The organism is uncultured Nitrospira sp., from assembly GCA_902500695.1.
Classification (GTDB): Bacteria; Nitrospirota; Nitrospiria; order Nitrospirales; family UBA8639; genus Nitrospira_E.
In genome coordinates this window covers 1-23,342 of record CABVRQ010000061.1, presented here as the reverse complement: position 1 = coordinate 23,342, position 23,342 = coordinate 1, and the positions used below count along the sequence as shown (strand labels likewise).

Below are 23,342 nucleotides of genomic sequence, written 5' to 3'. Positions count from 1 at the left end.
GGCCTGGCTCGTATTAGGATTTTAATCCTAATTCTGGTCGAATGCGGGTCCAGCACAATCCGCCGATAAGCGCTATCCCGGCGGCGATGCCGAGCGAGACCGACCAGCCGAAAGTGTCCGCCAGCCAGGGCGTCAATGTTGGCGAGAGGGTTCCGCCCAGGTTGGCGCCGGTGTTCATGAGGCCTGAGAGTGTCCCTGCATAGGGTTTGGATAAGTCCGTGGTGGATGACCAGAACGGCCCAACGGTGAAGTAGAGCCACCCTGCGCCAAGGGAGAGGAAGCCGATCGCGACATAGGGCGCTTCGATATTGGCGCCGATGATGATGGAGAGTGCCGCCAGGATCATCCCTGCTCCTCCTACGCTCGCACGCCCACGATTGACCCCGTATTTTTCGGTGAGACGATCCGTGACCCATCCTCCTAACGGGCAGAAGATGGCCATGGCGATGAACGGCGCCGAAGCGAAGAAGGCGCCTTGGAGAATGGCAAAGCCTCTCACGTTGACGAGGTAGAGATAGAACCAGGACATATAGACATAAGCCACGTACCCGAGACAGGTGTAGCTGAGCGTGAGCCACCAGACCGTCGGGGTAGTGAGGATGGCTTTCCAGGGAACGGTGGGAGTCTTCGATTTCGGAGTGGATGCTGGTTCGCTTTTCCTTCCTTTCCGTGTGGAGATGGAGGAGGAGGTGTCTTTCTTCCCGCCGGTCCCGTTGCCTTTTACCTCTGAAGCTGGAGCCAGTCCTTCCCGTGTTTCAAATTCGGTGAAGACATCATGGACCTTTCCCCAGGCTTTGCCGGATCGTCCTTCCAAGGGAGCAGGAGAGGAGGGTAGGGATTCCGATCCTTCGATGAGTTCGGCTTCGGCGTTGTTGACATGTGGATGTTGCCGGGGATGATCGGTTGCGTACCAGTACCACAAAAGTGCGATGCCAATACCCAATCCGCCTGCGACATAGAAGGCCGTTTGCCAGCCATAATTGACCATGATCCAGGCGGTGATCGGAGGCGTGAGGGCCGAGCCCACGCCTATCCCGCCGATGGTGATGCCAATGCCTAAGCCCCGTTCATTCGGGGGATGCCAGTTCGCAACAGCCCGATTGAAATTTGGCAGCGCGGCGGCTTCGCCGATGCCGATGAGGAATCGCACGACCATGAGCGAACCCATGATCCCGATCAAACTGGCTAGTGGGAGCGTGGGAGCGACAGCCGTCAGCGCGGTGAAAATCGACCACCAGATGACCGCGAAGGTCAACACCCGGCGTGGTCCCCATCGATCTCCCAGCCATCCGCCGGGGATTTGAAAGAGGGCGTAGCCAAAGACAAAGGCCGAAAAGATTTGGCCCATTTGCAGATCGGTGAGTCCGAGTGCCGGCATCATTTGGCGGGCTGCGACAGAAATATTCACCCGGTCGATGTAGGTGATGATGCTGATGAAGAGGAGCAGAAGAAGAATTCGCCAGCGGATTCGAGACGGTGTGGTGGACGTTGAAAGCTGGTGCATGGGGAGGGATGAAAACGCTTGCCGGGGGAGCCAACGGGAAGGCTACCTCCCGCTGCCTTTCCTAACAACGGAAGGGGATTTGGAATGGCTTCCTGATGCAGTTTCTTGTTGGATAAATGTTTTGGCGAGTCGATATTCATCTTCCTGTGTGACCACCAGGCTATCCAGCTTGGCTTTGAAGATGCGATCGAGCACCCGCCGATAGGCCGGACCTTTGGGAAGGCCCATGTCTTCCAGGTCGTGACCCGTTACGGTGATGACGACATGTTGAAACGTGGTGAGATAGTCCCGAATCCGTTCCATGGCCGCATGAATCGTCGGCTTGCTTTGCGCCTTGGCCATGAGAAACAGCACGACTTCCTTCGGCCATGGCTTAAGGAGGTCGTAGATTTCGGACGGAGCCAGGTGTTTTCTGTTGAGGGTTCTTATCAACGTAGACTGGGCCTGTAAGAACTCTCCGACGGTTGCTGTGGTTCGTTGCGGGAATCCTAATCGTTTCCAGGTTTTGACTAACTCGGTGTTGCCCAACGATTCGAACCAGGCCAGGGCATAGAGCAGCCATCGCTCGGTATCTGGTTTGGCGCTTTCCACCTCATGCCAGGCCAGGATTTTTTCGCCGGATGCAAATAGCGTTGGAGCCGGTTCTTTCCAATGCAGCTTGGGATGAATGAATGGGAAGAGTTTAAATTGACTCAATCGCTGAATGCCTTTAGCCGGCTCGGGTTCTTCCAATATATGGATCAGTTCATTCCCCAATCGTGTGCCGGAGAGCCGGTGAAACAGTTCCATGGTTTGGGCCTGTTGAATGAAATGCTGAGTTTCCTTACTGATCTGGAAACCAAACCGCTGTTCGAAGCGAATGGCTCGAAAGACCCTGGTGGGATCTTCCACGAAGCTGAGGCTGTGAAGGACGCGAACGATTCTATCCTTGATGTCCCGGCGGCCCCCGAAAAAGTCCAGCAGTTCGCCGGGTGTGCCGTTTAAGCGAATGGCCAGGGCATTGATGGTGAAATCGCGCCGGTAGAGATCTTTTTTAATAGAACTGCGTTCCACGGTCGGCAGCGCGGTGGGGTATTCATAATATTCTGTTCGGGCGGTGGCAATGTCCAGATGATGCATGTGGGGAATGTTGAGCGTCTTGGGGAGCGCGATCGAGACGGTGCCAAATCGTTCATGAATGGTCCATTCCGCTTTGAGCTCTTGCGCTAAGGCTTTGCCGAATCGGATGCCGTCACCTTCGATGACCACGTCCAGATCGAAATTGGGAATGTTCATAAGGAAATCCCGGACGAATCCGCCGACCAGAAAAGCCGCAACCTCCTGCGTGTCGGCGACCTTCTCGATGGTCTGGAGCAGGGCCTGAAGGGGCGGGGGTAAACGGGTTGCCAATTGTTTGTGAAGATTTGAGGTTCTCAGGGTTGGCGCGGGGGGTGCGGTGGCTGAAGGGGCCGCTCCGGCAAATGGCTCAACGTCGCCTTCCTGAGGCGGGAGCGCCTGGTGCATAGCCCGAAGCAAATCGGTCCGGCTGAAAATACCAACGACCTGGTCTTGATCTAATACCGGCACGACCCGCTGATTTCGCTCGATCATTTGCTGTTCGACCTCGTCAAACGGCGTGGCGGGTGTGGCCAGAAAGATATCTCTTGACATGATGTGATCAATGGGGTGGGTGGCCAGTTTGTGATAGAGGGCTTTTTGCACGGATTCCCTTGTGGCGAGCCCCATGAAGCCGCCTTTGGCATTCACCACCGGGAGGGCGTTGACTTCGTATTGCGTCATGAGGCGTTCGGTCTGTTTGATCGTGGTGTTGAGGTCAACCGTTCTGACGGGTGTTGTCATGAGCCGCTTGATGGGAAGCCAGGTTCTGGCTTGTTCCTCCAAAAGGGTGCGGATTTTCTGTTCCACCTCGACGATGGTGAGTTTCTTAATGCTGGCGGCGGCGGCCATGGTGTGTCCGCCGCCACCAAATGCCTGAGTGATTTGATTCATATCCATGTCGGGATGGCGGCTTCGTCCAATCACCTGGACTTTGCCCTCCATGGCGACAGCCGCGATGATGGCATCGGCTCCATGTAATTGCGCTAGTTGTTGAACAATCGGCGCCATGTCCTGGACATAGTCCGGCCAGGTGAGGGTGATGAGCAGAATCCTTCGATGCCCGAGGTTCAGTGTTTGCGCCGATTGCAACAGCGCATGGAATAATTCCAGTTGCGGGGGCGTCCAGTGCCGCGCGATGTACTTCGTGACCTGATTTAAATCGGCTCCTGTTTGCACAAGGACCGCGCCGATCTGGAAATCACGGGGGGTGGTATTCCGGTAGACAAATTGACCGGTCTCCTCATACAGGGCAATGGCGAAGAATGTTGCTTCCTCGGGTGTCCATGTGAGTCCTCTGGCTTGAAGTTCTTCGCAGAGGAGTGTGATGGTGGCCCCCACTGAATCCACTTTGCAATAGTCTGCCCGTGGGAGCAGGGGATTGGTGGTCTCTATAGGGTGATGATCATAAATATGAACTGAAATATGTTGATTTTCAAGAGCTTTTTCGAGCGGTCCTAACCGGTCCTGATGCTGGGCATCAACTAAGATCAGGCGGGTGATATCCGTAATATTCAAACTTGAGAGTGCCGTGAAGGAAAGGGGGTGTTCTGCGAGAAAGGCCCGCTCGCGGGATTGGGCTCCTGCGGGGAGGACGAGGTGTGCCTTCGGGTAGAGCTTTTTAGCAGCCACCATTGAGGCGAGGCCATCAAAATCCGCCTCAAGATGCGTGGTAATAATTTCCATGGAAGTCGGATTCTAACAGGGATCCTGAATGACCGGAAGTTCCTTGAAAAGGCGAAGAATTTCCTTATTGGAAATATTCAGTTGCTTGAGAGGGTCCCTCCATGTTAGATGGGGGCAACTCAGGAGGCGATCCATCCCAGATGGATCATTGGTCGATCACATAAATCAGGAGGGTGACACATGGCTGCTAAGGCTAAGCCCAAGTCCAAGGCCAAGCCCAAACAGAAGCCTACGGGAAAGCGACCGACTCAAGCAAAAGCTAAGCCGAAGACGAAAGCCAAACCAAAGAAGCCTGTGAAGCCTCAACGATCACCGTCTATCAAAGCGAAGTCCAAGAATACGAAGGTCGGCTCCAAGGCTCGGGCCAAGGGAACTGCCAAGGCTGGAATGAAGGGAACTCCCAAAGCCGTGGCTCAAGCTCAACCACGATCCAAAGCGACGCCGAAAAAGGTGGTGAAAGGGAAAGAGAAAAAGTTGACTACATCTGACAATGTTTCAAAAACGACAACGGCGGCCAAAACCGGGGCAAATCGTACCAAGTCTGCTCCCACCAAGGAAACGGGGGCGAAGCCGTCGCTACCTGAGGCCAAAAAAAGCCCAGGAAGACCTAAAAAAGAATCAACTGCGGTGAAAGGCCCTGACGCCAAAAAAAGAAAAAATGCTTTCCCCGTTGATGCTGATGAGGGGGAAACTCTTAGACAGGACACTGATTCGGACGTTGGGGATGCGTCTCTACCGGATGACATTGATTCAGAATTGGATATTGAAGTGGAAACCGATGGCGATATCACCCTGGATTCATTGACCACTGAACTCGAGGATGGCGCCGATACCCTTGATGTAGATGATCTTGCGGACGATTTTGATGATGATGAGTTCTCCGAGGACTCCACAGATGAGGCCGATGAGGATTTGGACCTGACGGAAGACTTATCAGAAGAATTGGGCACCGATAAGTTTTTTCGGGACACCGAATCTAATCATGAGGATGATGAAGAAGAAATTCCTCGCTCCTGGTAGACCTTCTGGCCTATTATGGGTCCAGGTTGGGCCAAGGGTTCTCTCTCGGCCCTCTCGATCGTGTTGTTCGTATTGCCGGTTTCATCAATAGGCCGGTATTTCTCCATTCGCTTGAAGCGGAGCCGGAGGGTTTTAGTATTGCCAACTGAAGGAGGATTCATGTCGGAAGAAGGAGGGTTGCCTCGCATAGGAGATCATGCACCGGACTTTTCCGCGGTGACGACGCAACAGACCGATTTTAATTTTAGCGTATGGCAGGAGCAGCATTGGGTGGTACTGTTTTCTCACCCGGCGGATTTTACTCCGGTATGTACGACGGAATTGATAGCTTTTGGTCAACTCAATGAGCAATTTCGTCAGCGGGGGGTAAAGCTCATTGGGTTGAGTGTAGATAGCATTCATGCCCATTTAGCCTGGCTGCGCAATATTCACGATAAAATGGGTGCCACTATTTCGTTTCCCATGATTGCCGACGCTGATATGCGTGTCGCCAGACTGTACGGAATGATTCATGCCAACGCGAGCTCGACCGCGACGGTGCGTGCGGTGTTTATTATTGACCCGAAACGGGTGATTCGGGCGTTGCTGTATTACCCACTCAATGCGGGCCGTAATGTGGATGAAATTCTTCGGTTGGTCACAGCCCTGCAAACGACTGACCGGTTTGCCTGTGCGACGCCAGCCAATTGGCGGGAAGGGGAAAAGGTGGTGGTGCCTCCGCCCAAGACGGTTCAAGAAGTCGATCAGGTGTTAGCGAAAACCGAATACGAACATCGAGATTTTTATTTAGCGCTCAAGGACGTTTCTCCGGCTGCGAAGGCAAAGCCGGTGGAGGTGACGGTGCCTAAACCTGCGGAAGCCGCGGCTCCCGAGCCAGCTAAACCAGAGACGGCTCAACCTACTGAGGCCGGCCCCTCTATTTAGGGGCTATTCGAGGTGAGAGTGACGGTTCCGATTGTGCAGGATTTTAGCTGGATTCTCAGATCAGGTTGTTCAATAGGCCCACTCGCCCGAACCGATCGAAAAATTTGACTCCACCCGACGAAACCTCGTGACGATCATCTATCTTCAACAAGCTCCTTGGGTATGTACTCAGGTGATGGCTGTCGGTCTGCCTGCTTGCCATAATATTATGCTCATGTGATGTGGGCATAGATGAAATTGCGGGGCGTAAATCATTGTCTGCTGCTTGGCTTGCTGCTTGCCCTGCCGGGGCTGTCTCCTCTCAATGCCGAGGCCTGCCGTCTTCTTCCAATTCCTCCGGGAAGCGAAAACGTTTTGTGGGTGCATGTTGAAGGACTTTGTTTGCCTGGAGAAGAGGAAGCCCTGGCCGTAAAGGGGGCTGATCTCTTTGAGGCTCTTCTGCAGGGTAAACGGATTGATCTTGACCACGTGTTGGTGGTTGATCAGGTGATGCTTGATCTTCTGCCGCAACGGGCCCTCTCGGAATATCCCACCATTCCCCAGGCAGTGGGGCAGCGCCTGCAAGAGCAGGGGATCACTGCGGTTCGCGTCATTCCAGAGGCGGTGTCCATCAGACATTCTCGTTTTGAAAAAGTGTTTGCCACCAATCTGGTCGAAGGTGCCCTCCTGCTCCTGGGACCGGTAGATTTCATGGGAACCGTCTTTCAGCAATCCATTGATCTTTCTAAAACCGTGTTTGTGGGTCCGGTGACATTTTCAAACGCGCACGTGGATTTTGAGGGGTTTTTTATTGGGTCCCAATTTACTCAAGGCGCTGATTTCTCTCACGTTACCTTTGGGACGCATTCCCGTTTTCACCAGGCTCGATTTTTGGATCGTGTCACCTTTGCCGGTGCTCAGTTCACCGGAGTTGCCGAGTTTTTGGAAGTCGACTTCCAGCAGGCGGCAGATTTCTCTCAATCGGCTTTTGTCAGTGGGACAGGCTTTTCAGGATCGGTATTTAATGGCGCTGCCGATTTTTCAGCCACCTCGGCGGTTCAGGAAATCTATTTTCGGTTTACCGAATTTCGAGAGTCGGTGACATTTGCCAATGCTCAATTTCACACAGTGGTCGATTTTACGAACGCCAGGTTTGAAGGAGCGCATGATTTTTCAGGGGTAGCGTTCCGCACCATGCCGGAATTAACCGGGAGTAACCTCCCGCCTGATGTAGCGTCGGTTCGAAATGGCAGGACCCCATATGGGCAGGTCGGGATCTTTTTGGGGTTGGGCATTTTGGTACTCTGTTACCTCTGGTTTTCAAAAGGGAAGAAGTCTGCTTGAAATAACTCTCAACCACTATATTTGGTTAGGATATTGCGGCTTTACACAAAAGATGGTATACCAATTCAATTATCTGCACTGTGGAACCCAGTCGAAAGGCTCTTGATTGGAATCCGTCCCCTCCCTGATTGTTTCTGACCTTGAAGATGACGATGCCTATCAGGTCAAACTTGAGGCCTTTACCGGCCCCATGGATTTGCTTCTCCACCTGATTCGGAAACACCAGATCAATATTTATGATATTCCGATTGCGCTGATTACTCAGCAATATTTGGAATATTTGTCTATGATGAAGACGTTAAACCTCTCGCTTGCCGGGGATTTTCTGGTTATGGCAGCCACGCTTCTCTATATCAAATCCAGGATGCTCCTCCCCAAAGAGGAAAAACCGGAGAAGGAGGATGAGGAAGGCCTCGATCCTCGCGCCGAATTAGTCCGGCAATTGGTCGAATATGAGCGTTTTAAGGAGGCGGCCGGGACCTTGGTTGTCCGCGAACAGCTTTGGCGGGAGTCCTTTAGTCGTGATCCTCTCCCCTTGTCCTCGGAAGCCGTGACCGAAGAGGATATGGTTACAGAAGATCTCCAGTTATTTGATCTTCTGAGTGCGTTCCAGGATGTACTGGATCGAGCCCCAACAGATAAAATCGTCGAGTTGACTCGGGAAACCTGGACGGTTCAGGACCGCATTCAAGGCATATTGGAGCGGTTGGAAGGAGAGTCGACGGTTCCTTTTGAAGAGTTATTTGAACACCATTGGTCCAAGCCATTGGTCATTGTCACGTTTCTGGCTTTGTTGGAGCTGGTCAGGATGAACCTGGTTCGTTTGTTTCAAGGAGAATGGATGGGTCCCATCCAGGTGACGAGGCGGTTTGTTCCAGCTGAGGGGCCTGATGCTACCGGAAGTTTTCATGTGGAGCAGTTGTGACACGCATGAGCCTGGTGTTAATTGGAGGACGCATGGGGGGATTGAGGAATTGCCTGGGGAAATTTTACATGTGGCAGTGGATGTTTGGCTTCGCTCCGCAGAGGAGGACTCTATAAAATGATGGACGCACTCACCAATGGACATCAAACTTCAGATACTCTCGATGCCGGGGTGGAGGATGGCCTTGTTCCCTGTGAGGCTTCAGAGGAGGGTTGTGACGCAGAAGAGGTCACGGTTTGCGAGAACGTAGAGGAGGAGATTGGGTTAGACCTTGATGAACTCAAAGGTGCCTTTGAGGCCCTGCTTTTTGTTTCGCATGATCCGCTGAGTCTTGAAAAACTGGCTCTGGTCCTCGAAGGCGTGCCTAAATCAGCGGTTAAAGCCGCGATGGAATATCTTCAAGCGGAGTATGAGGCGGCTGGGCGTGGTTTGCAGATTTTGGAAGTGGCTGGCGGATATGTCATGGTGACGCGACCTGACCAGAGTCTGTACATCAAGCGATTGACCAGCAAGGCCAAACCGGCAGCCAAGGTTTCCCGGTCGGCACTGGAAGCATTGGCCATTGTGAGTTATAAGCAGCCTATTACCAGAGCAGATATTGAAAAAATTCGAGGCGTAGAAACCTCTGGAGTCTTGCGGACCCTCCTGGATCAGAAGTTAATTCGGATCGTCGGTCGGCAGGATATCCCCGGTCGACCAATTTTGTATGGAACGGGCAAGCAGTTTCTTCAACGGTTTGGCCTGCGGGACTTACGAGATTTGCCTCCACTGAAAGAACTCAAAGAGTTGGGTAACCCTGAACAATTCCCCATGGAGCTTCCCTTTGCACCTGAGGAAAATGAGGGAGAGTCCCGGGTCACCGATCTTTCTGCCTAAAACGACTGTGAGGCCACGCGTTCTGCTGGTCCGCTTGTTTTCCTTCCTGTTTTCTCTCTGACAAGGGTTGTGCGCGATCCGCGTAGGAAGCAGAAAGAGTTCCTATGACCTTGTTGCTACCTGAAAAGAAATCTACCCTGGGCTCCGATTTAGCCAAAAAATTGGGGCAGGAAAAAGTTCGCTGGGATTGGGCCACGCTGAAAGCCTATTCCGTCGATGCCAGTATCTACAAAATTCCCCCCCAAGTGGTTGTGCTTCCTGAAACAGAAGATGACATTGATGCCGTGATGGAGTATGCCGTCAAGGCGGGAGTGCCTCTGACTCCACGGGCGGCCGGAACGAATCTGACCGGATCAGCCATCGGGGCGGGCATTATCGTGGATATCTCCAGAATGAATCGCTTGCTTGAGGTGAATCGAGACGAGCAGTGGGCGCGAGTACAACCAGGCCTGGTGTTATCCGAATTTAATAAACAGTTAGCCCCTGTGGGGTTGATGTATGGCCCTGATCCTTCAAGCGGGGATATGTGCAAATTAGGAGGCATGCTCGGCAACAATTCCGCCGGTCCACATACGCTTCGCTATGGATCGGTCAAGGACAATGTTCATACTCTTCGGGTTCGGCTGCTCACTGAGGGTTGGCTTGATGCTCAGTCTGTTGAAATTGGTGGACCGGTTCATACCTCGTTGTTGCAAGAGTATGTTTCCTTAAAGGCGGTGTGGACCATGATTCAAGAGGATCAAGCATTGATCCGCGCCAGGCGTCCTAAGGTGAGTAAGAACAGTTCCGGCTATAACGTCTTTGATGTGGTCGATGGACTGGAGCGAGGGGTATTTGACGTTCCCAAATTATTTATCGGTAGCGAGGGAACGCTTGGCATTATCAGTGAAGCAAGAGTCAAGTTGGTTAAACGACCTGATAGCACCGTGACGGGTCTCATCCATTTCCGACATCTGGAGGGTATGGGCGAATCGGTTCCCCACCTCTTGGAGTTGGCCCCCAATGCGTTGGAGGTGATGGACGGGAATTCGTTGAATTTGATCGGGCGAGATCGCTATGGCATTCCCTCCGATGCGGCGGCCACGCTGCTCATTGAATTTGATGAAGACGAAGGCGCAGATCGTCGTCATCGGTTGCTGGAGATGTGCCGAAGGTTTCCACTCACCGGGGAGGTGAGGCTGGCGTCGGATCCAGCCCAGCAAGGGGAATTGTGGAAAGCCCGCAAGGCGTTGTTTCCGATGCTCTATCGATTTGATCCTCAAAAAAAACCCATCAATTTTGTCGATGATGTGGTGGTGTCGGCCTCACGCACCGGAGAGTTGATCCGGTATTTGGAAGAGTATTTTGGACGACGATCGGTGTCGGTCGCCATCTTTGGACATGTGGGAAATGGCAATGCGCATATTGTTCCGCTGCTTGATTTACACAATCAGCATGATGTTGAGGCCATGGTCGAGGCCCACCGGGAGATTCACCAGACGGTCTTGGGCCTGTTTGACGGATCAATATGCGGAGAGCATGGAGACGGGCGTATTCGCGCCGAGACGGTTCGCTTGATGTATGGCGAAGAGGTCTATCAGATTTTTGTTCGAGTGAAGCAGGCGTTCGATCCGCAGGGGATGATGAATCCTGGTGTGAAAATCAGTGAAACCTCGTTTACGGAACATATTGATCTGGAGCGAATGGGCAAGCCCTGTGCAACGTGCGCCAAATGTAACTCCGTGTGTCCGGTGTATGATGTGTTTCAGTCTGAAGATATGAGTGCGCGCGGATGGTTCGAGATTGTGACGGCTTCTGATTACTCGTATCTTCAATCCGAACGGGTGGTCGAAGCCTGTTTGAATTGCAAGTCCTGCCGGACCATTTGTCCGGCCGGGGTCGATGTGTCCGAACTGATTCTTCAGCGACGGGCGGAACATCCCAACCGGCTGGCCGGTTGGGTTTTTGCCCTCCATGCCCGTCAATGGCTTTTTCATCCCTTGTTGAAGCTCATGGCATGGACCCAGTCTTTTTGGGATCGTCCGGTTATTCGAGGCATGTTGGAAAAGGTGACCCGCCCGTTGTTGCGAAAGTTGGCTGCCACGGCAAAGATTCCCCGAGATATGGTCCTACCGACGTTGGCTAAACGGCATTTGCGTGATCGGTATCCTGAACTGTGTCATGCCGAACATCTTCGACAGGCATCAGTGGCTTATTTTCACGGGTGTGCGGCCAACTATTTTGAGGATGGAGTGGGGGATGCCGTGATCGGGCTTTTAGGCGATTACGGTGTGAGGGTTGCTCTTCCGCCACAACGTTGTTCGGGGACGCCGATTGAAACCTACGGATTGCGTGATCTGGTAAAAGAAGGCGCGCGAGAAAATCTGGCTCACCTGGCGTCGTATTCCACCGTGATTACCAGCTGTGCTTCATGTACGTTAAGCCTGAAAGATTATGCCACGCTGTTTCATGGGGAACCGGAGGAAGCCGCAGCCATTGATTTACGCAAACGAGTGAAGCATATCTCTGAGTTTCTTGTTGACCAGGGGATGGTGTCAGACAATACGCGCTCAATCCCGACACCGGCCGATGGAAAGTCGACGAAAGTGACCTACCATTCTTCCTGCCATCTTCGCGCCGCCGGTGTGTCCCAGGCCCCTCGAGATCTGCTAGCCTCTGTGGCTGACCTTGAATTTGTCGAAATGCAGGATGCCGATCGATGCGCGGGCGGAGCGGGTACGTACATGGTTAAGAATTATGAAACCTCGCAGAAGATTTTCCAGCGTAAGAAGCGAGCCATTCAAGAAAGCGGGGCTCAAGTGGTGGCGACGAGTTGCCCTGCATGCATGATTCAGTTAAAAAATGGACTCCGTGGGATAGCCGAGGTCAAGCATATTGCGCAGGTCATGCGGGAGCATTCGCGGAAGAAATAAAGGGGAGCGGAGATTGAGTCTCAGGTGTGTGTTTCCGCGGGATAACGTTGTTATAGTTGGAATTGGGATCGAAATATATTTTTTGACGAGGGACATTGAATGGTAAAAGTTTTGATATTTGGCCTTTTACTGCGTGAAGCGGTTGAAGACCCTGAGGTGGAAATTTCATTAGAAAGCCCCATCACTATCGGCCAATTGCTAGAGGATTTTCCAGATCATTTTCAAGGGTTAATGCCGTTCCTCCATGCCAATGAACTCATGGTGACTATTAATCAGAAAATCTCCACCTTGGAAGCCAAAGTGAAAAATGGGGACATCCTGAAAATTACCCACCAAAGAGGTGACCAGAGTACGGATGGGGCGATGTGGCATAATGCTTAACATGGCACGGGTTGCGATGAATATTTTGTTTGGCGGGGAGAAGCGTTTTAGGCATTAGGAAAAATGGCGGTTAGATTGCTCCTTGTGAGGGAAGAGGTGATTCTTCGTCACATTTTTTGCAGTTGAGAATCGTTTTGAGATGAGCTCGACGTCCTTCTGATGTCAGGACCCAGGGGCGAAGGCTCATTGGGGGCTGATGTCGAACATGCTGCCCGTGGCCGCAAGCCAGATCTGCTACCCAATCATCTACATCATCTTGATGGAACCCGATAATCGGTTGGTTCATGCTTACTCAGACCTTAATATTGTCGAAACATACTGAAGAATCAGTTTATTGTGAAAAAACTTCTTGGAGTAAATCTGTGACGCGTGCTGCGGGGTTCGTTCGGATTTGTTGCTCCTCCAGCGCTAAAGTGTGAAATAGCCCATCCAAGCTTTTCCCGACAATATAATCGTCCAAATTAAAGGCCGGTACTTTGACAAACGGGAGGGTCGTATATTGTCCCACCAATTCCTTGTATTGCGTGGTGACTCCCACTTGGCTCATTGTCTTCTCCACTTCAGGCTTAAACGCGGTGGCCAGTTGATCGCGAGTTTTACCTTGGAAGTAATCAGTTGCTGCGGTATCTCCTCCATCCAGAATTTTCTTGGCATCGTCAAAGCTCATGTTGGTGACCGCATCTTTAAAAATGGGTTTGGCTAAGGGAGCGGCCTGTTCGGCGGCTCGGTTCATACTGACCACCAACTCATCAACCTGAGGCCCGAATCCAGCCAGTCGAAGAGCTTTGTCCATGGATTGAAGTTTTTCCGGTAGTAAGATTTTAATGGCTTCATTCTTTAAAAAGCCGTCTGTGTTGCCAGTGAGTTTCACGGTATTTTCCGTCCCGACGCTGAGAGCTTCTTTGAGACCAGAGATTATTTTGTCATCTCCGAGGGTTTTTGCGCCAGGCAGAGACAATTTATCGATCTCTTTCATAAAGTCATCAAATTGTGCGGAGGCGACCTGTGGAAGGAGTAAGAGGAGAAAACTCATCATGACGCGAGAAATAATCATTGATTACTCATTTTATGAATTTATGAAGAAACGGTAAGAGGTTAGTCGGAGGAAAACGGGAATAAGAGGGAGAAAGAATATCAGAAGCGGCGCATTTCATCTTCCTCTTCCTGTGAGATGGGACCCACAAGGAAGAGGGGAGGGTTGCGCCCTGGGATTATCCTGGGGAGGATAGACTAAAAAACATAAGCAGTCTTCAAATCCTCAGGAGGCAAATTCCGGCTCTTCCTCGTGGGTGGTTTAAAAAGCACCCAAGAGTGTGAGATGCCTCAAGGTTAAGCTATGGGAGTACAACTCATCCCTGAACTCTTGCCTTTAGTCGATGATGCTAAAGGCCTGGAGAGGAGCGGACGAGTTTTCTTCTTCATCGCCTCTCGTTGAGGGTTGAGGCGATTTTCCAATATTACGGGATCAATGACTTCTCCGCATTGCAAGCATCGTTTGGTCAAAATTTCCATTCCACCGGCATCATAGTTCACATTCATGCACCAATGTGAGACCATAAACCCACCACACCGTGTACAGGTGTCTGAATGTCTTGGGTCCGCCATTTTGGTGGAAGGAGCGGCTGTTTCATGCTTGATGGGACTTTTCCCTAGTGTCGGGGTCTTTTTTTGTATTCCGAAATGTCCCATATGTATCTCCTTTTTCCTGATTGTCATGACGTATCAAATATAATGTCTTGTTGTTAGATATAGCTCTTTGAGCTTAAGTCAAGATTAATCCAATATTAAAAAATCCTCATAATTGTAAATTTATAACATCAATACCTTCCATGAATGTTAATAAACCTTTAGGAATTAAATAGATTGAATCTATGCTTTGTATATATTATTAGGTTTTAAATGCTAGGTAAAAAGACCTAAAAAATAAACAGAATCAATGAGGAAGGAGCCCAAGGTAAACAGTGTCGGTTAAGGCCGGAGGCTTTTAGTGGGTAAATTGCCGGAAATCAGGAATAGACCTGGAGACAAACACGGTCCTACTGCCAGCGAAAGTGAACAGGTGAGGTCTTTCCCCCTGATAGGGAAATGCTTTTTTCAATAGTGGTCCCACTTGAATCGGTGGCTTTAATCACATATTTTCCTGGAGGAAGGTTCAGAAACAACCAAGGACCTTGTACTTCCTCACCCGGAATGGACACGAGCGTCGTTTGCTCTGAGTTGATCACTTCAACTGCCACGCCAGCCAGGAAAGCGCGTTCACCTTTCACAAAGATCAATTTAAGGGAATAGGGTGGGTATGCCAGGCTCCGTTCCTCTTTCCCTAATCCGGCGCTGAAATATTGAACAGCATTCTGCTCATAGAGAGGGAATCTGAGTTTATCAGGGATGCTTTTACCTTCCAGTGGAATTTCTAAGAATTTGGATAGAGGTGCTGAGCCTTCACCAGTGTCGGCCCTGGATGAGGTTGAAGGAGCCACCAAAGTGAGGATTATCAAAAGACACGTACCCAACCCCAACATGACGGACAACTCTTTGTTTTCTGCTTTCAAGCCTTTTCCTTTATTTGTTGTCGATCTGCTGGCGATTTCTGCTCTCACGGGCGGTACCTCATCCTTTCCAATAAAGATTAAGTCTCCAACCAAATCCTTGAATTACTAGTAACATAATACCAATTTAAGGTTACTTAAGAAAGAATAGCGCAAACATTCAAATGGTCAGGTTTTAGGTTCATTGGCAATTGAAGAGAGCGAGGAGTCATGGAATTCTCTAATGCGTCAGGCAAAAAGGAAGACTGAGGAATGCAAATAATCGGAGAGCCTCTCTCACCGAAGGCTGTATTTCCTCGAGCATCAACACGGATACCAACCGCATTTGTCTAAATATATGGCATGGTGGCCATGTAAACAAAACGGTGGCTTTTGGTTTTCACTGATCAGTCGTTGATAGTAAAGTTCTGCGGGAAAACCATTGGCCCGGAGCAATGCGGCGATTAAATACCTCTTAGCATAACAATTCCCCATTCTGTGCTTGGGGACAGCCTGAGGCAAAACACGGACTGGGTTGAGCGTGTAATCCCAGCTAGCCTTGATGGCATCAGACTTAAACTTAAAGCATAGGCTTGGCAATATCGAGAGAGGAACCAACGTATGTTGGCAAACACTTCTGCTTGGACGATACATCTGGTGTTTTCCCATTGATAGCAGGGCTCGAAACCAGGTCGAGGGCATGTCTGCCAGTGTTTGTTTAAGTAAACTAAGACTCCTGGAGACTGAGGTTGATTTCTGGATTGATTTTTGACAGGTTGGGAGAGTGGCAAATCAACTTATTTGAGATGTGTTTCGTTCCTCCATTACATTAATAGTCGTGACAACGAAATGATAGCTCGATGATTGTCAGACGAACCCTTCCGTTCAAGTGGTTTCTGCAAATTGACGGTTGGGCTGTCTTGTTTTATATCCTGTATGGCTACGGAGTCTGCATACTTAATTTAGAATTCTTTTTTGAAAAGCTCGCATTCCCTTTTACCGGAATTAGTGTATTTGGAACGGCTATCGCAATTTTATTGGCGTTTAGAAACAATTCGGCCTATGAACGGTATTGGGAAGCCAGGACCGTATGGGGTGATTTGACGAATTATTCAAGAAATTTTGCCTCACAAGTGCTTGTCTACATTCAACCGCCTCAAGGCAGCGATGCACCGCCTGAGCAAGTCGAGGAACTACATCGAGAGTTTATTTATCGTCACCTCGCATTTTTGCAGGCTTTGCGTTTACAGCTTCGAGAGGGGTACGTGTCGGATGTCCTTTCTTCATTCATCACGAAGGGTGAGTTAATTCGGTTGGAGAGTGTTGCCAATAGAGCCACGCAGCTGAATCATTGGCAAGCGCAGCGATTACAGGAAGTGTTTGATACTGGCTGGATTGCTCCCCGTGCCTATGTGATGGGATTAATGGATTCCCTTAAGGATTTTTATATTGCACAAGGTAAATGTGAACGAATTAAGAATACACCCTTGCCTCGTCAGTATGGGTTTTTCACCAAGGTTTTTGTGTGGATGTTTCTGTTACTTCTTCCCTTCTCGTTGGTGCAACATTTGGGATGGGAAATGCTTCCTATTTATGTGATGCTGGCGTTCATGTTTACCGTTATGGAACGAGTGGGAAGTCGAACAGAAGATCCCTTTGATGGGAGAAACGAGGATGTTCCCATGAATGCTATTTGTCGAAATATTGAAATAGATTTACGACAACAACTGGGAGAAACGTCTGTGCCACCTAAAATTGAACCTATTGATGGTGTGTTGATGTAAAGGTTGTCTGATTATGAGGAAGAAGGAAAGTCTTCCGGCGGGGAATCCATGCTACCAGGTGACCTGGGTATGTGTTCTAAGGATTTAAGGTCCATGAGGTCTTTTTTGGGGCTGATTCCGAGTGATTTGAATTTTCTGGCGGTGGGCCAGATCCGATTTTCCAATGAGGTGAGGGTCGCATTATAGGATTCGACGGTCCGACCCAAGGCTTGTCCAATTCTCCCAAAATGCTCTGCCAGCGTGCTCAGACGATCAGCGAGTTCTTGTCCGAGGATGCTAATGCGTTGGGCCCCTTCAGCCACCTGTTCCTGGCGCCATCCATAGGCAATGGCCCGCAACAAGGCAATAAACGTGGTGGGTGTGGCGATGACGACTTTTTTCGTTAAGGCTGACTCGACGAGTGAAGGGTCCCGTTCTGCGGCGGCAGCTAAGAACGAATCATTGGGGATAAATAAGACCACAAATTCCGGAGCGGCCGGAAACTGATCCCAATATTCCTTTGAGGCTAATTGACTGATATGCCGTTTTACCTGACCGAGATGCCGATTGAGGGCGGCTTCCCGATCTTCGTCCGTGTGCGTTTCCAGGCTATCTAAAAACGCATTGAGCGGAACTTTGGAATCGACCACCACATCTCTCCCTGCCGGGAGCCTGACGATCATGTCGGGACGCAAGCGACCTGTTTCAGTGGAGACGCTTTCCTGTTCAAAGAAATCGCAGTTTGCTGACATGCCGGCCAATTCAGCGGTTCTTCGAAGCGCGATTTCCCCCCAGCGTCCTCGAACCTGTGGTGATCGTAAGGCATTGACCAATTTAGATGTTTCTGCCTGGAGGATGGCCTGGGAAGAGGCCAATTGGCGTAACTGTTCTCCCACGACACTGAGTTCACGAAGCCGTTTATCTTCTAAGGCTTGAGATTCTTTCTGGTAGGTACGTAGGGATTCGGAGAGCGGTTGCAACAGGGATTCAATGGAGGTATGGCGTTGGTCAAAGGATGCCGTCGCTTCCTCCTTGAGGGCTTTAAACTTTTCCTCAGCCAGGGTCAGAAATCCCCTATTGTTCCCGGCCAGGGCTTCCGAGGCTAAAGAGCGAAAGGTATCCGATAAGGTCAATTTGGCATCCTCCAGCAAGGCCCGCTGTTCGGCTAAGTGCCGTTGCGTATTTTCAAGGTTTGTTTCGGCTGCCACTTTGGCCACTTCCATTAGCCGAAATTCTTGATGGATCCGTTCACGTTCCTGGTGAAGAGTTGCTAATTGGGTCCGAAGTTCCCCGGTTTGGGCTTGAGCCCACGCGAATTGGGTGGCGGTCTCTTGTAAGGCCTGGAGCTTCTTTCCTCGATAAAAAATGGAACATATGGCCCACGTGATGATCCCTCCGACCACCAAGCCAGACAAAAGAACCCATACTAATTGAGAGTCGAAAGAGGCGATCATGCTTGAGAAGAGAGAACCTAACCGGACGATCAACGTTCCTTACATCGTGTAGACTTGCAAGCGGTCATGAGGTTTTTCAATTTCCGGCCCATGTCCGAATGAGGGAGAGGGCAATTTTTGCCGCCAGGAATGACTGATCTGTCAAGAATTTTGCTCCATTTCGATAGACGTATTTCTTATTCTTGGGTACAGTAAGATTATGTTCACCTCATGCGGTTCAGCGTCACACAGGAATAGAGGTTAGGATAGCAAATATGGAAAAAAAATATCGTGTTTCTATTTGGTATTTTATTATTGCGTTCTGGGGACTCATTATTCTCCAGGAAATGTATTTTGCCGCCCAACATATGGATGAGGTGCCCTACAGTCAATTTAAAACCTGGGTTCAGGAAGATAAGGTGGCTGAGATCTCCATCACGGACAAAGTCATTCACGGAAAGTTGAAGTCTGAAAAAGGAGGGGAAAGCCCCCAATGGTTCCAGACGGTCCGGGTGGATGATCCGGAATTAGTGAACATGTTGGAAGAAAAGCATGTGGAATTCGCCGGAGTGATCGTCAGCACGCTCTGGAAGGACGTGGCATCCTGGGTCGTCCCTATTCTGGTCTTTGCCGGGATTTGGTTTTGGATTTTGCGGAAGATGGGGCAAGGTGCGGGTGGCGGGTTTATGCGAATCGGGAAATCCAAAGCTAAAGTTTATATTGAAAGTGATATCAAGACTCGTATGAGTGATGTGGCCGGCGTCGATGAAGCCAAAGTGGAACTCATGGAAGTGGTTGAATTTTTAAAGACCCCGGAAAAATTCACCAAGATCGGGGGGCGGATCCCCAAGGGTGTGCTCTTGGTCGGGCCCCCTGGCACCGGAAAAACCATGCTGGCGAAGGCGATTGCGGGAGAAGCCGGCGTGCCGTTTTTCTCCATTAGCGGGTCGGAGTTTGTAGAAATGTTTGTGGGAGTGGGAGCGGCCCGCGTGCGGGATTTGTTTGAACAAGCCACGGCCAAGGCGCCATGTATCATTTTCATAGATGAGTTGGATGCATTGGGGAAAGCCCGGGGAACGGGGCCCATGATGCATGAGGAACGTGAGCAAACACTAAATCAATTATTGGTGGAAATGGACGGGTTTGATCCTCGAGTGGGGGTCATTATGTTGGCCGCAACCAACCGTCCTGAAATTTTGGACCAGGCACTATTGCGTGCAGGCCGTTTTGACCGACAGGTGCTGGTCGATCGCCCTGATCGGCCGGGTAGAGCCGCTATTCTGGCCATACATGCCAAAAACATTCAAGTGGCTCCGGATGTGGATTTAGACAAAATTGCCGCAATGACCCCCGGAATGGTTGGTGCCGATTTAGCCAATGTGGTGAATGAGGCTGCCCTATTGGCTATTCGACGAAGTCGGGAGACGGTGGAACACCGGGATTTTGAGGAAGCCGTGGAACGGGTGATTGCCGGTCTGGAAAAGAGAAACCGTGTGCTCAGTGTGGAAGAACGCAGACGAGTGGCTCATCATGAGGTCGGGCATGCCTTGGTGGCCATGTCATTGCCCGGCTCAGATCCTGTCCAAAAAATCTCAATCATTCCGCGCGGCGTGGCGGCCTTGGGTTATACGTTACAGCTCCCGATCGAAGACCGGTATTTATTCACCCGTTCCGAATTAGAAAATCGCATTGCCGTCTTGTTAGGTGGGCGCATGGCGGAGGAACTGGTTTTTGGAGAGGCCTCAACCGGAGCAGCAGATGATTTACAAAAGGCGACCAGGATCGCTAAGCGAATGGTCAAAGATTTTGGCATGAGTGACATGTTGGGAACGGTGGCCTTGGACGATTCCGTTCAGCCGAACTTCTTGAAAAATATGGAGGGCAGTTCCGCCCCAACCTATTCCGAGCACACAGCTCAACAGGTCGACCAAGAAGTGCGCCGCCTCATTGAAGAACAAGGGATTCGCGTCCGGGAGTTGCTGACGAGGCTTCGACCCGTGTTGTTGACAGGGGCCGAGACCTTGTTGAAGGCGGAAGTCATGATGGGTGAAGAGTTAATGGCGCTTCTCCACGCCAAGGAAGAAGAACCCATTCCAAGCTAGTTCCAACCAACAACACCAGGGTTTTTGACCGAAATACCCTCAGACTGACCTCTCAAAAAATTCCAGCCAGGCCTGACGCTCAGACCAGGGACAAATACGGGCTAATCCAAAACATCCGGCAGCATTTATTTCCTTTTTTTGTTTGGGGAGGGCATCCCACGAATTCATCCATCCTAATTCCTGTCTTACCCGGGTGGATCCCAGGGATTAATGCCAAAGTTAAGGGAATCATCGGGGCATGAAGAGTTCGATGTCTTTCAAAAAAATGATAGAATTTTTGTGACTGGGGGGAATCTTTTCCCGGATCGTGAGCCGGAGCGAAAAGCATAACCGGAGGACAGGTATGTTTAAGACGATCATCGAACCGTTTCGAATCAAAATGATCGAGCGCATCCGGATGACAACAGAAACCGAACGCCGGGAATTAATTGCCAAAGCCGGTTACAACGTATTTCGGCTGCACTCCGATGATGTCCTGATCGATCTCCTGACCGATAGTGGCACCGGGGCCATGAGTGCCAAGCAGTGGGCGGCCATGATGCGGGGGGATGAAAGTTATGCGGGGAGTCCGTCCTTTTACCGGTTTGAAGCTGCCGTACAGGAACTCATGGGATTCCCGCTGGTCATTCCAACCCATCAGGGACGGGCCGCCGAACGCATTCTATTTTCCACCATGTGTAAGCCCGGCGATATCGTTCCGAACAATACGCATTTCGATACCACCAGAGCCAACGTGGAATTTGCCGGAGCCAAAGCGGTGGACTTGCCTTGTCTCGAACTAGCGGACCTCTCCAGTGAATTCCCCTTCAAAGGGAATATGGATGTGGAAGGCCTGAAAGCCTTGTTCGAAAAGGAAGGGCGGGAGCGAATTCCGTTGGTCATGATCACCGTCACCAATAACTCCGGTGGAGGCCAACCGGTTTCCATAGCCAACATGAGAGAAGTGGCCGGGGTTTGCCGCGCCTTTGACCGCCCGTTGTACCTGGATGCGTGCCGGATTGCAGAAAATGCCTATTTCATTAAACTACGCGAACCGGGATATGCGGGAAAATTGGTCCGCGACATTGTTCGCGAAATGTGTGACCTGGCCGATGGCTGTACCATGTCCGCAAAAAAGGATGCCATCGTCAATATCGGCGGATTTCTCGCCACGCGCAACGCCGATTTGGCTCAACAAGAGCAAAACCTGTTGATCCTTACCGAGGGGTTTCCCACCTATGGGGGATTGGCCGGACGGGACTTGGAAGCGATGGCCGTAGGGTTACATGAGGGCATGGAGGAAGATTATCTCCAGTATCGCATCACCTCCACGGGGTATCTGGGCAACCATTTACATGAAGCCGGTGTGCCGATCCTACGTCCGCCTGGTGGCCATGCCATCTATCTGGATGCCGCCCGCTTCGCCCCTCACCTACAACCGCTCGCTCTGCCAGGTATTTCGCTCTGCGTGGAGTTATATGTGGTCGGAGGCATTCGGGCGGTAGAAATCGGCACGGCCATGTTTGGCAAACGCAATGTCGAAACCGGGGAAGAACAGCCGGGTCCTCGCGAACTTGTGCGCCTGGCGATTCCCAGGCGGGTCTACACCCAAAGTCATGTAGATTATATTGTCGAAGTGGTGGAAGAAGTCTTTCGACGCCGTGAACACTTAAAGCCGTTTCGCTTTCTGGAACAAGCGCCCTTTCTCAGACATTTCACCGCTCAGTACGGAATGGTGGAATAACCATAAAAACTGACATTGCGCAAAGCGAAGCATGAAGCACAATTCCCCGTGGTTCCTTCATTCTTCCAAATCGATGTATGATGCATCGCAAAAGTTACAGTAAATGGGTTTTTTAAAAGTGAGAATCTGTGGGGTCATTCACTTGCATAGGACACACGTCGGGGCGAAATGAAAGGAGTCGGTCAATGCGTCATTTTATTATGGTCTTCTGCCAACTCTCTGTTTGTGTATGTCTTGTGGCGGGGTTTGTGTTCAGTCAGACGTCCAGCGTGGCGGCTCAAGAAATCACGGTGTCCGAACAAACCTTCGGGTGCATTCTCGACTGGCCGAAAGTCAGGAATACCCGATTCAAGCATGATGATCCGAAAAAACTCAAAGAGGCCATGCGTATTTTCCGGGACAGCGTTCCGGAGACCGAATATCCCGTTGGAACCATTCTGCAGCTTGTCCCTCACGAAGCCATGGTCAAGCATCCGCATGACAAATTCCCGAAAACGAACGGCTGGGAGTTCTTCTTTTTGGACGTCTCCCAAGAAGGCACCAAGATTACGGATCGGGGAGACGACGTCGTCAATGCTTCGCAGGGGGTCACGTGCTTAAGTTGTCATCAACCTGCGGCCAGGTTCGACTTCGTCTGTGAAAAGGGGCATGGCTGTGCCCCAATCCCGTTCGATGATCAGAAGATCGCGGCGATTCAAAAATCAGACGCCCGATGTACGAAGAAATAAAAAATTCTTCTCAAAGGGGGAAGCTTGCCTGGGGATACCAGTCGAAAAAAAGGACTTACACACTTGTCTCAATTGTGGTTGATATTCCGTAAGTGGAAATCGGCACCGCCATGTTTGGAAAACATAATATGGAAACCAGGGAAGAAGAGCCGGGCACTCGCGAACTTGTTTGGTTGGCGATTCCTAGGCGGGACTATACCCAAATTCATGTGGATTATATCGTGGAGTTGCTGGAAGTAGCGTTCCGGCGGGGTGAGGGCTTGAAGCGGTTCCGCTTTCATGAGCAAGCGCCGCTCCTCAGACATTTCACCGATAAATACGTAAAGATGTAATGATCTCCAAATCGAACATTTCTTTATTTTGCATAAAAACATTCAGGGAATTCGACGAGCTTTCACGCCTGAATTTTCCAGAATTTTGAT

Annotated in this window: 18 protein-coding genes; 12 read left to right on the top strand and 6 right to left on the bottom strand. The window is 50.7% G+C overall.

Going from position 1 to position 23,342, the window contains the following annotated elements; genetic code table 11:
- Positions 1-13: 13 nt before the first annotated feature.
- Entirely contained in the window at positions 14-1,504 is a 1,491-nt protein-coding gene (locus tag AAH187_RS14215; protein WP_342349126.1) for an MFS transporter, read from the bottom strand.
- A 42-nt stretch (positions 1,505-1,546) separates the two neighbouring features.
- Positions 1,547-4,285, bottom strand: coding sequence for a CBS domain-containing protein (locus AAH187_RS14210; protein WP_342349125.1), 2,739 nt, complete (start codon positions 4,283-4,285; stop codon positions 1,547-1,549).
- A gap of 180 nt (positions 4,286-4,465) precedes the next feature.
- Here AAH187_RS14210 and AAH187_RS14205 point away from each other — a divergent pair, with 180 nt between their 5' ends.
- From AAH187_RS14205 to AAH187_RS14175, 7 genes are all read left to right on the top strand, one after another.
- Positions 4,466-5,305, top strand: a complete 840-nt coding sequence (locus AAH187_RS14205) for a hypothetical protein (RefSeq protein WP_342349124.1) — start codon at positions 4,466-4,468, stop codon at positions 5,303-5,305.
- A 159-nt stretch (positions 5,306-5,464) separates the two neighbouring features.
- Positions 5,465-6,229 (top strand): peroxiredoxin, encoded by a 765-nt coding sequence (locus tag AAH187_RS14200; protein WP_342349123.1) that lies wholly within the window; start codon positions 5,465-5,467, stop codon positions 6,227-6,229.
- Between the two features lie 231 nt (positions 6,230-6,460).
- Positions 6,461-7,552: a pentapeptide repeat-containing protein gene (locus AAH187_RS14195; protein WP_342349122.1), complete on the top strand. Its 1,092-nt coding sequence runs from the start codon at positions 6,461-6,463 to the stop codon at positions 7,550-7,552.
- Between the two features lie 106 nt (positions 7,553-7,658).
- Entirely contained in the window at positions 7,659-8,477 is an 819-nt protein-coding gene (locus AAH187_RS14190; RefSeq protein WP_342349121.1) for a segregation/condensation protein A, read from the top strand.
- Positions 8,478-8,594: 117 nt separating this feature from the next.
- Positions 8,595-9,353: an SMC-Scp complex subunit ScpB gene (gene scpB, locus AAH187_RS14185; protein ID WP_342349120.1), complete on the top strand. Its 759-nt coding sequence runs from the start codon at positions 8,595-8,597 to the stop codon at positions 9,351-9,353.
- Between the two features lie 104 nt (positions 9,354-9,457).
- Complete coding sequence (locus AAH187_RS14180; RefSeq protein ID WP_342349119.1) at positions 9,458-12,265, top strand: FAD-linked oxidase C-terminal domain-containing protein; 2,808 nt, start codon at positions 9,458-9,460, stop codon at positions 12,263-12,265.
- Between the two features lie 99 nt (positions 12,266-12,364).
- Positions 12,365-12,646, top strand: coding sequence for a MoaD/ThiS family protein (locus tag AAH187_RS14175; RefSeq protein WP_342349118.1), 282 nt, complete (start codon positions 12,365-12,367; stop codon positions 12,644-12,646).
- Positions 12,647-12,977: 331 nt separating this feature from the next.
- Here the strand turns inward: AAH187_RS14175 and AAH187_RS14170 are convergent, their stop codons facing one another.
- From AAH187_RS14170 to AAH187_RS14160, 3 genes are all read right to left on the bottom strand, one after another.
- Positions 12,978-13,700 (bottom strand): DUF4197 domain-containing protein, encoded by a 723-nt coding sequence (locus AAH187_RS14170; RefSeq protein ID WP_342349117.1) that lies wholly within the window; start codon positions 13,698-13,700, stop codon positions 12,978-12,980.
- A gap of 275 nt (positions 13,701-13,975) precedes the next feature.
- Complete coding sequence (locus AAH187_RS14165; RefSeq protein ID WP_342349116.1) at positions 13,976-14,335, bottom strand: hypothetical protein; 360 nt, start codon at positions 14,333-14,335, stop codon at positions 13,976-13,978.
- Between the two features lie 347 nt (positions 14,336-14,682).
- The gene (locus AAH187_RS14160) at positions 14,683-15,195 is read right to left on the bottom strand and encodes a hypothetical protein (protein ID WP_342349115.1); all 513 of its coding nucleotides are present in this window, start codon (positions 15,193-15,195) and stop codon (positions 14,683-14,685) included.
- Positions 15,196-16,031: 836 nt separating this feature from the next.
- On the opposite strand from AAH187_RS14160, the gene AAH187_RS14155 reads away from it, so the two are divergent.
- A complete protein-coding gene (locus AAH187_RS14155; protein ID WP_342349114.1) occupies positions 16,032-16,955 on the top strand; it encodes a bestrophin family ion channel in 924 nt (307 codons plus the stop codon).
- 11 nt (positions 16,956-16,966) lie between these two features.
- On the opposite strand, the gene rmuC is transcribed toward AAH187_RS14155, so the two are convergent.
- Positions 16,967-18,388: a DNA recombination protein RmuC gene (rmuC, locus tag AAH187_RS14150; protein ID WP_342349113.1), complete on the bottom strand. Its 1,422-nt coding sequence runs from the start codon at positions 18,386-18,388 to the stop codon at positions 16,967-16,969.
- 254 nt (positions 18,389-18,642) lie between these two features.
- Here rmuC and ftsH point away from each other — a divergent pair, with 254 nt between their 5' ends.
- The 4 genes from ftsH to AAH187_RS14130 all read left to right on the top strand — a co-directional run bounded on the left by ftsH (position 18,643) and on the right by AAH187_RS14130 (position 23,252).
- On the top strand, positions 18,643-20,469 hold the full coding sequence (ftsH, locus tag AAH187_RS14145) for an ATP-dependent zinc metalloprotease FtsH (protein ID WP_342349112.1): 1,827 nt from the start codon (positions 18,643-18,645) through the stop codon (positions 20,467-20,469).
- Between the two features lie 343 nt (positions 20,470-20,812).
- On the top strand, positions 20,813-22,192 hold the full coding sequence (locus AAH187_RS14140) for a tryptophanase (RefSeq protein ID WP_342349111.1): 1,380 nt from the start codon (positions 20,813-20,815) through the stop codon (positions 22,190-22,192).
- Positions 22,193-22,377: 185 nt separating this feature from the next.
- Positions 22,378-22,920, top strand: a complete 543-nt coding sequence (locus AAH187_RS14135; RefSeq protein WP_342349110.1) for a hypothetical protein — start codon at positions 22,378-22,380, stop codon at positions 22,918-22,920.
- A gap of 110 nt (positions 22,921-23,030) precedes the next feature.
- Entirely contained in the window at positions 23,031-23,252 is a 222-nt protein-coding gene (locus AAH187_RS14130) for a hypothetical protein (protein WP_342349109.1), read from the top strand.
- The last annotated feature ends 90 nt before the right edge of the window (positions 23,253-23,342 follow it).

What these genes read in the sequence shown, in the direction of transcription:
- AAH187_RS14140 (WP_342349111.1), top strand. Translation starts at nt 20,813, where the DNA reads ATGTTTAAGACGATCATCGAACCGTTTCGAATCAAAATGATCGAGCGC.
- AAH187_RS14175 (WP_342349118.1), top strand. Translation starts at nt 12,365, where the DNA reads ATGGTAAAAGTTTTGATATTTGGCCTTTTACTGCGTGAAGCGGTTGAA.
- scpB (WP_342349120.1), top strand. Translation starts at nt 8,595, where the DNA reads ATGATGGACGCACTCACCAATGGACATCAAACTTCAGATACTCTCGAT.
- AAH187_RS14135 (WP_342349110.1), top strand. Translation starts at nt 22,378, where the DNA reads ATGCGTCATTTTATTATGGTCTTCTGCCAACTCTCTGTTTGTGTATGT.
- AAH187_RS14205 (WP_342349124.1), top strand. Translation starts at nt 4,466, where the DNA reads ATGGCTGCTAAGGCTAAGCCCAAGTCCAAGGCCAAGCCCAAACAGAAG.
- AAH187_RS14195 (WP_342349122.1), top strand. Translation starts at nt 6,461, where the DNA reads ATGAAATTGCGGGGCGTAAATCATTGTCTGCTGCTTGGCTTGCTGCTT.
- ftsH (WP_342349112.1), top strand. Translation starts at nt 18,643, where the DNA reads ATGGAAAAAAAATATCGTGTTTCTATTTGGTATTTTATTATTGCGTTC.
- AAH187_RS14210 (WP_342349125.1), bottom strand. Translation starts at nt 4,285, where the DNA reads ATGGAAATTATTACCACGCATCTTGAGGCGGATTTTGATGGCCTCGCC.
- AAH187_RS14215 (WP_342349126.1), bottom strand. Translation starts at nt 1,504, where the DNA reads ATGCACCAGCTTTCAACGTCCACCACACCGTCTCGAATCCGCTGGCGA.
- rmuC (WP_342349113.1), bottom strand. Translation starts at nt 18,388, where the DNA reads ATGATCGCCTCTTTCGACTCTCAATTAGTATGGGTTCTTTTGTCTGGC.
- AAH187_RS14130 (WP_342349109.1), top strand. Translation starts at nt 23,031, where the DNA reads ATGTTTGGAAAACATAATATGGAAACCAGGGAAGAAGAGCCGGGCACT.
- AAH187_RS14155 (WP_342349114.1), top strand. Translation starts at nt 16,032, where the DNA reads ATGATTGTCAGACGAACCCTTCCGTTCAAGTGGTTTCTGCAAATTGAC.
- AAH187_RS14170 (WP_342349117.1), bottom strand. Translation starts at nt 13,700, where the DNA reads ATGATTATTTCTCGCGTCATGATGAGTTTTCTCCTCTTACTCCTTCCA.
- AAH187_RS14165 (WP_342349116.1), bottom strand. Translation starts at nt 14,335, where the DNA reads ATGGGACATTTCGGAATACAAAAAAAGACCCCGACACTAGGGAAAAGT.
- AAH187_RS14200 (WP_342349123.1), top strand. Translation starts at nt 5,465, where the DNA reads ATGTCGGAAGAAGGAGGGTTGCCTCGCATAGGAGATCATGCACCGGAC.
- AAH187_RS14180 (WP_342349119.1), top strand. Translation starts at nt 9,458, where the DNA reads ATGACCTTGTTGCTACCTGAAAAGAAATCTACCCTGGGCTCCGATTTA.